This is a genomic window from Shewanella sp. POL2, assembly GCF_000282755.1.
GTDB lineage: Bacteria > Pseudomonadota > Gammaproteobacteria > Enterobacterales > Shewanellaceae > Shewanella > Shewanella xiamenensis.
In genome coordinates this window covers 1-12,858 of the sequence record NZ_AKZL01000109.1, presented here as the reverse complement: position 1 = coordinate 12,858, position 12,858 = coordinate 1, and the positions used below count along the sequence as shown (strand labels likewise).

The following is a 12,858-nucleotide window of genomic DNA, read 5'->3' as shown; positions in this document are numbered from 1 at the left end:
TGGAAAGGGCCCGCCGCAGTAAGCAAAGTCGGTGAAGTAATTGAGATACCAGCAATCCCCCTGGCGGTAGAGATTGATTTCGACGGGGTGATAACCGCCGCTCTCTGCGTTGTAATCGGGATCGCGGTAGTTAAAAGTGACGCTGTTGAGGTCAGGGTGATTGAGCGCGGCCAGTTGCCGTTCTAATAATTCATAAAAAGGCTCTGGCAGTGGCAGGATGGTTTCGCGATGTATTTTCATGGTGGACTCCAAAACAAAAAGCCCGCGAACGACAGGCGTTGTGGGCAGGGTAGGTTGTTAACGACAGAGGCTTGCCGTAATGATTTAGGTTACAAGGGCGCGGGTGTGATGGGTTTAGCTCTTTGATTGCGATAGAACTGAAACCGATAGATAGGATTAGGATGCTCGCGTGAAATGACGGTGAGGCTAGTTAATCCAAACTCACTTCCACTTGATAGACTTCCATCTGGTAGTAACTAACAAAGTTATCGCTAAACAACTTAATCAGCCCCTGTGATTCCCGTTCCCCAATCCAGCCGCTAAACAGGCTATAGACCTGCTTGCTGTTAAAGCAGATATCGATATCTTTAACCAGTTCAGGGAAGGGATGACCGCGAAAAGCAAAGTCGGTGACGTAGACTAAACGCCAGTGATCTTGTTGTTTCTCAAGCCTGACTTCGACGGGATGAAAGCCACCCGCTTCGGCGCTGTAATCAGGATCGCGAAAATTAAGAGTGATAGCGTTGGCGTCTTTTGGTGTGACTTCAGCCAGTTCCTTTTCAATCACTTGGTAAAAACGATCGGGCATCGCTGGCAGTTGGTTACGCTTGATAGTTAATGTCATGGAATATTCCTTATTTAAAAACGGGCATACGCAAGAGCCAAGGCGTAACTGCGCCTTGGCTCTTGTTGTCTATGCGGTTTGAAAACAGTTGTTGGTCGAGCGGTTTAACGTGAGTCGCTATGGGCTACTTGCTAAGGTTTTTGAGCTGGGAGATTAAAGTTTGGTGGTTATGTTTAACGGATTAGTACTGGCTTACGATAATGAATGGGTTATTGAGTCAGGGCGAAGTTGCTGGTGGTCAGTGGCTCAGTGGCTTAGCTTTGGTTTAGTTTCGGTTTGATAAATCGCAATATACAAATAACCGTGACTACCAAGTGTGTCGGCCTCACAGGTAAAGCCAGCGAGTTCAATGCTCACGCAGTGCTGCTTGGTGGCATCAATCTTGCCGGTGGCCACCAGCCGCTCAAGCTGCTTAACCATAGCGGGAAAGGCCTCGACAAATTGTTGTTTAATGGCTGGTGGAAATTCACCGACAAAGCTTGCGCGGTCATGGAGATAATCCAAATGCAGGCCGCGTAAAATCAGCCTTGCACCAAAGCGGGGGGACACTTTACGGGGCAGGCCCCAGGCGTGCTCAATATCGAAAAGTTTTAGGGTTGTCATAGTGACCTCAATGGTTGAATAGAACTTTAGGGAATTGGTTGCTTATTAGCGGACTAGCTAGAGCGGTGATAAATACCAGTGCTAGTAAAAGTGCTTAATACGGCTGACTAGTGGAGTGGGTGATGACAGATAACGGTCTTTAGGTATGCACACTCCAATTAGGCTGTTCATTACTGCCATGGTTAAAGTACACGCCGTTGATCACCCTTTGCCATTCACCTGTTGGCACACCATAACTATCGCAGGGGCAAACATAGCGGCAAAAGCTGATCTCCTTGGGCAAGTGTTCAACCACATCACGGTGAAACACACTCAATACGGTTTTATGCAGCTTGGGATTCGGTGCCACAATCGGCTTGCCAATCACTTGGCCCATGGCATTAAGTGGACGGACAAACATCGGCAAAATGAGTTCAACCGCTAAGCGGTTACGCAGTTCAGGAAACGCGGTGCAGGCTTCGGCAACGCAGGCCTGTGAAAAGCTATCGGTAAATTCAATCATGATGGACTCCCACGTATAAAGGGCTCCCACTCCGGGAGCTCCTTATGCCGCTATTAATAAGAGCGGTTAATTAGATAGCCAGCCACGCTCGGCGAATGACACACAGGTATCGGCGACAACTATGTGATCCAAGACCGGTACATCGATGGTGGCCAGTGCCGCAATAAGGCGCTCGGTGATCCGTCTATCTGCGCTTGAGGGTTCGGCGCATCCGGAAGGATGGTTGTGGGCGAGAATTACTGCGGCAGCATTACATAGCAAAACGGCTTTAACCACTTCTCGCGGATAAACACTTGCACTGTCAATTGTGCCAAAGAACATCTCGTTGTATTCAATCAGTCGGTGCTGACTGTCGAGCATCATCACCGCAAACACTTCACGTTGATGCTGGTGGAGCTTAAAGCGCAGAAAATCCATAGTTGCTTGCGGGTTACAAAAGGCATCGCCTCGCACAAAGCGCTCTGCGACGATACCTGCTGCGGTTTCTAAGATTTGCGATGAGGTTTGTGACCAGCTATTGCTGGGTAGGGTGATCACTTTGTGCATAGCGCCTCCAAAGGTTGCTAAATCGGTATATGCACAGAGGTGATATATATCTGAAAAGATTTGGAAATAGGGAAAAAGTTAAAAATTACTGGAAGGACATATGTAATGAGACAATAACCGAGAAACTCATCATGAAACTAATTCGCCTTACTAAAGTTATGGATTACACAGGTCTAGCACGTTCTACTATCTACAAGTATATCGCAGAAGGAACATTCCCCAGACCTGTGTCACTCGGTAGCCGAGCTGCCGCTTGGGTTGAGAGTGAGGTGCAAGACTGGATTTTAGAAAGGATAGAGGAACGTGATATTCAACGTACCGCCGTTTAATACAAACCGACACTTGTTTTACTGCGCATTCATTAAGTTCAGGCTATCCCTTACAACTTCCTGCCTTCGAAGGCTAAGAATGTCCCCCATTTCTAGATTGAAATGCTTTTTCTTGGCTGCGCCCCTCTATATGTAATAACTAAAAATAACCTAACTAAACCAAGGGAACGACCGAAAAAGCTAGGGTAGGACAAAAGTCAAAGTTTACTTAGACTGTTGTAATAACACTTCCATATTAAGTACTTGAATGACAAAGGCTATTCAAGCAGGGCAATAACTTGACATATAGACAAGCGCATCGCCCTCACTGGGATGCGCTTGTCTGTCGCCCTGATGCTCAACTTAAAGGAGGGATGCATCAATTCCTTAGTCATTCATCCTCAAAGCGTTTAACTGCAATTTTTAAACGACAAAGAAAACGTATTTACATCGCCAAATCAACTATCAAGAAAACCTTTGCAGGTTTTCTTGATACGCTAGGGATACAGCTAGACAGCTTATACACAGCCACTTTTCCGCCCAAGGCCGTCTCACTTTGTAGTCGAACTGCTACACGGGTAGAAAGTGAAGTGCAGGAGTGGATTTTAGAAAGGATAGAAGCAAGAGATTGTTAACTTAAAGAGTTTGAATGCACTACTTAATAAGTTAAGTCTTAAATGGAATTAGCGATTATGAATATCCGTTTAGAGATGATTTAGTTGCTAAATATGACGTAGGTGTCACAACAAGGTTATGGTGAGTAAGCGTTTATGAATGTAGTATGTATTTGAAACGGAGAGCATAGTAAGGTTTTTTATGGATGATTTTTCACCTTCTGATCTAAAAACAATTCTGCACTCAAAGCGCGCCAACATGTATTACTTGGAATATTGCCGTGTGATGCAAAAAGATGGCCGTGTGCTCTATTTGACCGAAGCCGATAAAGAAAACCTCTACTTCAATATTCCGATTGCCAACACCACCGTACTCATGCTCGGCAACGGTACTTCAATTACTCAAGCCGCCATGCGCATGCTCTCACAGGCTGGCGTATTGGTGGGGTTTTGTGGCGGCGGCGGTACGCCACTGCACATGGCTTGCGAGGTGGAATGGTTCACGCCTCAGAGCGAATATCGCCCAACAGAATACTTACAAGGCTGGCTCTCATTCTGGTTTGATGATGAAAAGCGCTTGGCCGCCGCCAAACAATTTCAAAACGCACGGATTGATTACTTGCAGCGCGTTTGGCGATCAGACCGAGAATTAACGCTTGAGAAATTTAATCTACAAGATGAAGTAATAAAGCAATCCCTTGATACCTTTCACCAACGTACTGAAGCCGCGAGTAAACCAGCCGACCTGCTCCTCACGGAAGCGCTGCTCACTAAAGCCCTGTACAAGTACGCCGCCAATAACACAGGCAAAGAAGGCTTTACGCGTCAGCATCAGCCGGATAAAAAATGCACCGACAAAGCCAACGATTTTCTCAATCACGGCAACTATTTAGCCTATGGGCTTGCGGCAAGCTGCCTGTGGGTGCTTGGTATTCCGCACGGCTTTGCTGTCATGCATGGCAAAACCCGCCGAGGCGCTTTGGTATTTGATGTCGCGGACTTAATCAAAGATGCCATTGTGCTGCCGTGGGCTTTTGTTTGCGCCAAAGAGAACGCCAGCGAACAAGAGTTTCGCCAACAAATTCTGCAAGCCTTCATTGAGCACAAAGCCCTCGACTTTATGTTTGACACAGTAAAAAAGGTTGCGCTGGAAAAGAGAAAAGAATAGTGCGGCTTAGCGCCGCACTTGCTACCTGCATGGCAGTGAACATGAATGTGAGTACATATTATTTCTAAGCTGCTATAACGCAGTGAAAGGATGGTAGCTACCTATTACGATAAAGACAAGTTTTTCTTGAGTCTATGTTAGTACTTATTAGGTTGATCTTTTGTGGGGTTCATGTATTGTATATTTTGTGAACATTGAAACGTGTGGTGTTTTGATGAAAAGATTGATCAGTATTTATTGCTACATAAAGAATTGCTTATGGATATTATCTCTCTGGCTAAAGGACATGATGTCAAAGCCGGAGAACACTGCAACTTTTTTAATGTTACTAAAAATTATTAATGAAATTAAGCGATTGCTATATTGATTTTGGACTAACAATATGATGGTCACCTTTGTTTCTCAGTGTGAAAAAAACGCGCTTAAGAAAACCCGTCGCGTACTGGATGCTTTCGCCAACCGGATTGGCGATAACACCTGGCAAACCCTGATCACCGAAGAGGGATTGTTAACGGTGAAAAGAATGCTGCGTCAAACCGCCAGCCGCAGCACCGCCGTCAGCTGCCACTGGATTCGTTCCCGTTCGCGCAGCCAGTTTTTATGGGTGGTGGGGAATAAAAAAAAATTTAATTTGGAAGGTGTGGTGCCAGTCAATACAACTGCGCTAAATCTTGAACACAAAGAATGGGAACAAGGGTGGCAGTTGAATGAAGTGATATTGCTGGCAGCAAGCATAGCGGGTTTGTTTCATGACTTCGGTAAAGCCAACAACTTATTTCAAGCTAAACTAGCTGGAAAAACCAAGCAAAAAGGTGAACCTTATCGCCATGAATGGGTATCACTGAGGTTATTTGAAGCCCTTGTCAAAGGTAAAGCAGATGAAGCTTGGCTCACAGAATTGGCAACACTTTCTGCTACAAAAGCGGCAGAGTTAGAGCAATCTATGCTCAGAAACCTGTGCAAGGATTACCAAAAGCAACAACGTGTGTTTGAGCATTTATCGCCTTTGGCAAAGCTTGTCGCTTGGTTAGTGGTGTCACACCACAGACTGCCCTTAGATCACCGTTGCGAATCACGAATAGAACAAATGGATCAATGGTTAAACACATGCGCTTCCAGCCATTGGAATTCAGCCAATGCTCTTGATTTAAATGTTTATAGTGCAGAAGCGGTTACGCAAAACTGGCTGTTTAAATTTGGCACACCTTTATTAAGCCGCACTTGGCAAAATAAGGCACAAAAACTGGCGATAAGAGCACTAAAAAATCCGATTTTTAGCGCTAAGAACTCAGATTGGTTAGGCCAAAGCTTTGTTGCCCATATTGCGCGAATGAGTTTGATGCTGGCAGACCACTATTATTCATCATTGCCTATTGAAAAATGTAAAACGGCATGGCGTGACATAAATTACCAACCTATTGCAAACACAGATAAAACAGTAAGTTCGGAAAAAAGTACGGCGAAGCAACGGCTTGATGAACACAACATTGGCGTAGCGTCTAATGCGCTGCGTTTTATTCAAAATTTACCAGCGCTTAAAATGACTTTGCCCGCTATTACGCAACACAGGTTGTTTACTAAAAGTGCCGATCAAGCAAAGTATCGTTGGCAAGATAAAGCGTTTGGCGAAATTAAAACGGTTGCAAAAGAATCCGAAAAAAGAGGTTTTTTTGGAGTCAATATGGCGTCAACTGGCTGCGGTAAAACCATTGCAAATGCTCGTATCATGTACGCTTTGGCTGACGAAAGGGAGGGCTGCCGATTTTCAGTAGCATTAGGATTGAGAACGCTCACTTTACAAACGGGAGATGCCTACAGAGATCTTTTAAAATTAGGCGATGATGAGTTGGCGGTACTTGTTGGCTCTCAAGCGGTAAAAACTCTTCATCAGTTAAGCAAAGAACAAGAAATCGTTGGGTCTGGGAGTGAATCGGCGGATGACTTATTCGCTGACCTTTATGTTAGCTACCAAGGTCAAATTTACGATGGTCGGCTCAAGCATTGGCTAAGTAGTAGCTCCAAGCTAGAGCAGCTAGTTAGTGCTCCTGTTGTTGTCAGCACGATAGATCATTTAATGCCAGCGACTGAAAGTAAGCGTGGCGGTAAGCAGATCGCACCTATGCTACGTTTGTTGACCTCCGATTTAGTGCTCGACGAGCCAGATGACTTTGGTTTAGAAGATTTACCAGCACTGTGCCGTTTGGTTAACTGGGCGGGGATGCTTGGTTCTCGAGTGCTATTGTCATCGGCTACCTTGCCACCTGCACTGATTAAAAATCTATTTGATGCCTACCAAAGTGGAAGACAACAGTTTAATCAAGCGCAGTTTGGCGGTAATCAAAATGGCTCTGTAGTGTGCGCATGGATTGACGAATTTTCAAGCACAACCAAAGAAATCAGTGACAAAGACAGTTACCTTGAGCAACACAAAATCTATGTAGATAAGCGCATTGTAAAACTGCAACAACAGCAGAAAGTGTTGAGGAAAGGCCAGATTGTTAAACTAGAGCCTGCGAAAGCGAGTTCCGTGTATCAACAAGTCGCTCAGACGATTTACACAAACATGCATCAACTACACGCTGCGCACCATATACAAAGCCCATGCGGTAAAAAGGTGTCGCTAGGGGTAGTGCGACTGGCAAACATTAATCCAATGGTCGCCACGGCCAAAGCCCTGCTTGCGATGCCAGCCATGCCAGATCATGAAATATATTATTGTGTGTACCATTCTCAATATCCTTTGGCACTTCGCTCTTATAAAGAAACACGCCTCGATAATATATTGTCACGACATAATGAGAGTGATCTTTGGCAGCAGCCAGAAATTAACAAGGCATTAAAAGCCAGCAAAGCAAATAACTTAATTTTTGTGGTCATTGGTACGTCGGTAGTAGAAGTTGGACGTGACCACGATTATGACTGGGCGATAGCTGAGCCAAGCTCAATGCGATCATTGATCCAACTGGCAGGCCGTATTCAACGCCACCGCCAGCAAGTGCCAAGCGATAATAATTTGTATGTGCTAAATCAGAATATTCGTGCTCTAAATGGTGAATCAATCGCTTATTGTGACCCCGGCTTTGAAAGTAAAGCCTTGCCCCTTGGTGAGCACGATCTCAATCATTTGGATACGGAGCTTGAAAATATATCGGCGATATCGCGAATCACTGAGCCAAATTTCAAGAGGGAAGATTTTATGTTTGACGCCCACAGCACTGATAAACAAGCCAATAAAGTGACGAACTTTTTGGTACAAGAGCATAGAGCGCTGAGATTTACGTTAGAAAAGATAGGCGGAGATAATTACCAAAAGCAGTTTTACCGCAACGACAAAGAAGCCAACCTTTGGTGGCGCTCAACTCACCCACATGATGCTCACTGGAATGCCGAATTTATTCGCCAAACGGAATTTAGACAATCGCAGCCACAAGAAGCGTTTGTTTTGCGCGTCGAAGATGAGGCGCTATGTTGGAGCCAACTCGATACCAGCAAAAAACCGTATTGTTACGTCAGCAAAGAAACGCGTTTTACACAAGATACCCCCCCTTTAGCACAAGGGTGTCATTGGTGGTTTTCACACAGTGTGCTCGATACTTACCAGCATTACGCTAATGCACTTAATTCAACCTTACAACGGGCCAGTGAACAACTCGGCGAAGTGAGTTTGCGGGCAGAACAAAATGAACAATCTATTACTTGGAGTTGGCACCCACAACTGGGTATTTATCAGGATATAACAACGAAGGAAGACAAATGGACAACACCTTGAGCGATGCCATTGCCGATTATATTGAGCAACGCAAGCAAACTAAGCTAGAGCCACTTTTAAAAGCCTTAAATAAAGTGCTCGACAAAAGCGACGATCCGGTTGAGATAGCAAAAGCTAAAGCCGATTATGCAGAACAAGCAACGCCGATTGAAGAGGCATTTAACCCTGCAACTTGGTTAACTGATGCCGCAAAACGTGCCAAACAAATTAGCTTGGCGACCCATGCTCCCAAGTTTACTCATAGTGACTCTAAAGCCAGCAGTATATTAGTGACACAGTATGAGGTGAATAGCAGTTACGTAACAACAACTTGCCTTCAAACAAAAGCCATTGATGCTGTAGGTAATGCTGCGGTTCATGATGTGGCAAAATTGTTAATGATAGAGGTAAAAGGCGAAAGTTTAGTAACACAATTACAAGAGAATCATCTTAGTGCTTTAAAACCGTTTACCCAAGATGAGTGGTTGTTAAACGAATGGCAATCGGGCTTTAACGAAGCGCTGGGCGATGCAAAACTCTCCGGGCATACTTTAACCAAGCAGCTGTATTACCCGGTGAAGCAAGGTAAGCAAGCTGCACAGGCATATCACTTATTAGTGCCATTAACCTCTTCAGCCCTTGCCCATAAACTGCATAAAACAATTACTCAAACCCGCTTTGGTGATGAGGCTAAAGCAATAAAAGAAGCACGTAAAAAAGGGCATTATCATCCACAAGATTCTGTCAATTTTGTCGCGACTGCCATTCAGAATTTTGGTGGTTCACAACCTCAAAACATTTCACTTTTAAACAGCAAAAGTGAACGAGGAAGTAAGTGTTATTTACTCAATTGTGCGCCGCCTACGTACCAGGCCCAAATCACATCACCAGCCCAACAGACTAGCTTTTTTAGCCGTGAGTTCAGTTATCAAACTGCGCAACACATTAAAGAGTTTAAGGCGTTTTTAGCCAACTTAAAGGAGAGTGACCGTAACTTTAAAACCCGTTACAAGCGTGACTTCTGGTATACACAGCCCATATTAGACAATCTGTTTGAACGTGCAGCTTTACTGCAAAATCAAACCGAAATAACAGGCTGGGCGACAGAGCCTTCAGCCAAAATGAAAAAAGCACATCGTTTGTGGCTTGATGTATTTAATCGTCACCCGGTGTTTCAAACAGAGCGCGAAAAAGGTGAATGGTTAGAGGAAGTTGCCCACGACTTTGCCACTTGGTTGCTGAGAAAGTTAGAAAACAAAGATGCCTATATTCTAGGAGACAATGAGCATCACTACTTCAAAAAATTGTGTTTTCAGCAGTTAAAAGCGTTTGAACGGCACACGCCAAAATGGGGAGGTCAATAAAATGAGCCAATATGTATTAATCAAAAAGCTCAATGTGCAAAACGCTAATGCCATTGCAGGGCTTACCTATGGTTTTCCTGCAATCACCAACTTTTTAGGCTTCGCACATGCCCTTTCTAGGAAGTTACCGTCAACCTTGAATGTTCATTTAGGTGGTGTCGTGGTAGTGAGTCACAAAAATCAAGTCCATGCTCGTCAACCCAAAGGGTGGGGAGATTTTGTTTTTGCACTAACACGTAACCCGCTTACTCACCAAGGTAAAACGGCCCCGATTAATGAAGAAGGCCGCATGAACATGCAAGTGTCTTTATTGGTTGAAGTCAAAGGGCTAGTTGCAGGCGACACACTCACAGAATTCGAGCTTAAAGCTCAGCTTAATCAGTTGATCCCAACCTTAAGGTTGGCAGGTGGGCAAATACTCGGCTTTGAATCTTGCGAGCTGTTAAATACCGAAGAAAAGCAAGCCTATGCAGTGCGCCGTTTAATGCCGGGGTTTGTGCTTATCGATCGCCATAAATATCTTGCTGAGCGCTATGAGCAATTAAAAGCGGAACAAGATGATGCTTGTTTATTCGATGCATGGTGCGATTTTGCTCAGTTAACCTATCGTGCCAGTCAAACTGAATCCGAACAAGTTGAAGATAATCGCGATATAGAGGCGACAGCTATCAAAGCGCAATGGAGTTATGTAGCCAAGCCAAAGCCGGGCTATCTAGTACCAATTGCTACAGGATATTGTGCCATTTCTCCCTTATATACATCTGGCGAAGTGGCCAACGTCCGAGACAACACTGTACCTGTGACTTTTGCTGAAACAGCATACAGTGTGGGGGAGTGGCTAAGCGTACACCGCCTGCAAAGCATCGAAACTGCACTATGGCATTACGCGGACAATCACCCTTGGTACATTGCGACCACAAATAACTTTATACAACCCATTATTGAGCCTGACTTTATTAACGGCGAAGCGGCATTTAACCCAGATGATTTTTAAGAATATGGAGATTTAACTATGGCAGACGTAAAACTAACAACACCTTCGGTATTAGCCTTTGAAGCAAAATTAATTCCTTCTGATGCATTAATGTTTGCGGGCAATTTAGACAAAGATACTTGGCAACCAGTACTTGTAAAAGAAAAAGCAGTGCTAGGTACAATATCGAGCAGGAAAGATGGCAATGTAAAAGGTAATGACCCTATCGCTTTGAATAAAAAGATCACTAGCGCTAACCCTCAAACCGTTGATGTTGCCGCGTTACCCCATGATTGCGACACGCTTAAATTAGTTTTCACTCTACGTATATTAAGTGGTTTACATGTACCGTCTACTTGTAATGACCCTGCTTACCAAACGGCACTCGGTGAGATCGTAAAGCACTACCAAATAGAAACGGAATTTAAAGAGCTGGCAAAGCGCTATGCTCACAATATCGCGAATGGGCGCTTTTTATGGCGTAATCGCGTTGGCGCTGAGCAAGTTAAAGTTGTCGTGAGCGTGGGTGAAAAGCAACTTAGCTTCGATAGCTACGAGTTTAGTTTAAGAGACTTTGACAGCGGTGAAAAACTGAACGAGCTAGCGCAAATTATCCAGCAAGGTTTGATTGAGCGTCATACATTGATCAAAGTCGAGGCTTATAGCCAATTAGGGCAAGGTCAAGCGGTTTTCCCTTCACAAGAGTTAGTAATGGGGGGAGGTAAAGGTGATAAGAGCAAGTTTTTATATCAACTTGACGGTCAGGCAGCAATGCACTCGCAAAAAATTGGCAATGCCCTAAGAACCATTGATACATGGCATCCGCAAGCTGATGAAATAGGCGCGATTGCCGTAGAACCTTACGGCTCAGTCACGAATCGTGGCGCAGCATATCGCCAGCCAAAGGAAAAAACGGATTTTTATAACTTGTTAGATGCGTGGCTACTAAAAGGGAAAGCACCATCGTTGGAGCAGCAACATTATGTCATGGCGATGCTGATCCGCGGTGGTGTGTTTGGTGAATAAGGAGTTGTCATGAACTACTACCAAGAAATCACCTTGTTACCAGAGGCAGAAATACCTCTTGCCTTTCTTTGGCAAAACGTCTTTCAACAAGTGCACATTGCTTTGGTGGAGCAAAAGGTGGCGAGCAATCAATCGCTCGTTGCGGTCGGTTTTCCTGATTATCGTCAAGCGCAGTTTCCGCTTGGCAGTAAGTTGCGTCTCTTTGCAAAAGAGCCAGCGACATTGGAAAAGTTGGATATCCACCGCTGGCTAACTCGGTTAGAAGACTATGTGCACATCAAAGGGATCAAACCCGTACCAAGCGATGTAACTTACGTAAGCTTTGTACGCAAGCAGGTGAAATCGCCCGAACGAATAGAGCGGGATATGCAGCAAAAAGCCGCACTATGGGCAGCAAAATCCGGTAAACCGCTGGTGGAATGTTTAGCGGATTTGCAACAAAGCAAGCCGACAACATTGTGCTCTTTGCCGTTTATTTACTTGCATAGCCAGCAAACCAAGCAACGCTCACCAGAAAAAAACAGCAAGTTTCCGCTGTTTATTCAGATGCAGCAGCAAAGCACATCACAAGATGGGAGCTTCGATTGCTATGGCTTGAGTAGCAAAGCGAATGGACAGTCAATGTTGGCTACCGTACCGCACTTTTAAATTGAACGAAAAGGTAAGTTTTAACCCTTTATTTTTTGCTCTTTAAAAATATAATTTAAATACAATAAGTTACAATGGGTGGTTTTTAATAAGGTAAAAAAGTAATTTTTATCCTAACTGCCTGTTGTAACTTATTTTTATTGATTTAGTCTATTGTTTACTGCCTTACAGGCAGCTTAGAAAAATACGCTGGTGGACGCCCTGTGCCGCACGAAGTTTACTGCCTTACAGGCAGCTTAGAAAACTTGGCGACTTGATAGCCGTTATTGCCGAGAGTTTACTGCCTTACAGGCAGCTTAGAAATAACTGCCACTGACGGCCATTGCCTCGTCACTGTTTACTGCCTTACAGGCAGCTTAGAAAGCACTTGGCTACTCACTACCGCTTTAAGCGAAGTTTACTGCCTTACAGGCAGCTTAGAAAATTATGCTCACATCAACCTGCTTACCCGTAGCGTTTACTGCCTTACAGGCAGCTTAGAAAACCATGCAAATGGCATGGTCATTGTGGTTAA

At 44.5% G+C, this 12,858-nt stretch carries 13 protein-coding genes and 1 CRISPR repeat array; of the genes, 8 read left to right on the top strand and 5 right to left on the bottom strand.

Translation table 11 applies throughout. The annotated features are described in order from the left end of the window. The 5 genes from SHEWPOL2_RS19655 to radC all read right to left on the bottom strand — a co-directional run. Positions 1-240: DUF2787 family protein (locus SHEWPOL2_RS19655; RefSeq protein WP_037430908.1), on the bottom strand; the 240-nt coding region annotated here is incomplete at its 3' end. Positions 241-430: 190 nt separating this feature from the next. Beyond that, positions 431-844: a DUF2787 domain-containing protein gene (locus SHEWPOL2_RS19650; protein ID WP_037422948.1), complete on the bottom strand. Its 414-nt coding sequence runs from the start codon at positions 842-844 to the stop codon at positions 431-433. Positions 845-1,090: 246 nt separating this feature from the next. Continuing rightward, positions 1,091-1,447 carry a type IV toxin-antitoxin system YeeU family antitoxin gene (locus SHEWPOL2_RS19645; RefSeq protein WP_037430906.1) on the bottom strand — a complete coding sequence of 119 codons (357 nt, stop codon included), beginning with the start codon at positions 1,445-1,447 and terminating at the stop codon, positions 1,091-1,093. A gap of 139 nt (positions 1,448-1,586) precedes the next feature. Next, entirely contained in the window at positions 1,587-1,949 is a 363-nt protein-coding gene (locus SHEWPOL2_RS19640) for a hypothetical protein (protein WP_037430905.1), read from the bottom strand. A gap of 66 nt (positions 1,950-2,015) precedes the next feature. Then, positions 2,016-2,495, bottom strand: coding sequence for a DNA repair protein RadC (gene radC / locus SHEWPOL2_RS19635; RefSeq protein WP_037430903.1), 480 nt, complete (start codon positions 2,493-2,495; stop codon positions 2,016-2,018). A gap of 131 nt (positions 2,496-2,626) precedes the next feature. On the opposite strand from radC, the gene SHEWPOL2_RS19630 reads away from it, so the two are divergent. From SHEWPOL2_RS19630 to cas6f, 8 genes are all read left to right on the top strand, one after another. Further along, positions 2,627-2,824, top strand: a complete 198-nt coding sequence (locus SHEWPOL2_RS19630; protein ID WP_037430910.1) for an AlpA family transcriptional regulator — start codon at positions 2,627-2,629, stop codon at positions 2,822-2,824. Positions 2,825-3,102: 278 nt separating this feature from the next. Next, positions 3,103-3,438 carry a hypothetical protein gene (locus SHEWPOL2_RS19625; protein ID WP_146193319.1) on the top strand — a complete coding sequence of 112 codons (336 nt, stop codon included), beginning with the start codon at positions 3,103-3,105 and terminating at the stop codon, positions 3,436-3,438. A 181-nt stretch (positions 3,439-3,619) separates the two neighbouring features. Beyond that, on the top strand, positions 3,620-4,585 hold the full coding sequence (gene cas1f, locus SHEWPOL2_RS19620; protein ID WP_037430900.1) for a type I-F CRISPR-associated endonuclease Cas1f: 966 nt from the start codon (positions 3,620-3,622) through the stop codon (positions 4,583-4,585). Positions 4,586-4,967: 382 nt separating this feature from the next. Then, positions 4,968-8,354, top strand: a complete 3,387-nt coding sequence (gene cas3f / locus SHEWPOL2_RS19615; RefSeq protein ID WP_037430898.1) for a type I-F CRISPR-associated helicase Cas3f — start codon at positions 4,968-4,970, stop codon at positions 8,352-8,354. Continuing rightward, positions 8,339-9,697, top strand: coding sequence for a type I-F CRISPR-associated protein Csy1 (gene csy1 / locus SHEWPOL2_RS19610; RefSeq protein ID WP_037430897.1), 1,359 nt, complete (start codon positions 8,339-8,341; stop codon positions 9,695-9,697). Before cas3f ends, csy1 begins: the two co-directional genes overlap by 16 nt. A 1-nt stretch (position 9,698) precedes the next feature. After that, positions 9,699-10,691: a type I-F CRISPR-associated protein Csy2 gene (gene csy2, locus SHEWPOL2_RS19605; protein WP_037430895.1), complete on the top strand. Its 993-nt coding sequence runs from the start codon at positions 9,699-9,701 to the stop codon at positions 10,689-10,691. A gap of 18 nt (positions 10,692-10,709) precedes the next feature. Continuing rightward, a complete protein-coding gene (csy3, locus tag SHEWPOL2_RS19600; protein WP_037430894.1) occupies positions 10,710-11,696 on the top strand; it encodes a type I-F CRISPR-associated protein Csy3 in 987 nt (328 codons plus the stop codon). A gap of 9 nt (positions 11,697-11,705) precedes the next feature. Continuing rightward, the gene (gene cas6f, locus SHEWPOL2_RS19595; RefSeq protein WP_037430892.1) at positions 11,706-12,344 is read left to right on the top strand and encodes a type I-F CRISPR-associated endoribonuclease Cas6/Csy4; all 639 of its coding nucleotides are present in this window, start codon (positions 11,706-11,708) and stop codon (positions 12,342-12,344) included. A 155-nt stretch (positions 12,345-12,499) separates the two neighbouring features. After that, positions 12,500-12,827: direct repeats of the CRISPR family, unit length 28 nt; unit sequence GTTTACTGCCTTACAGGCAGCTTAGAAA. Between the last annotated feature and the right edge of the window lie 31 nt (positions 12,828-12,858).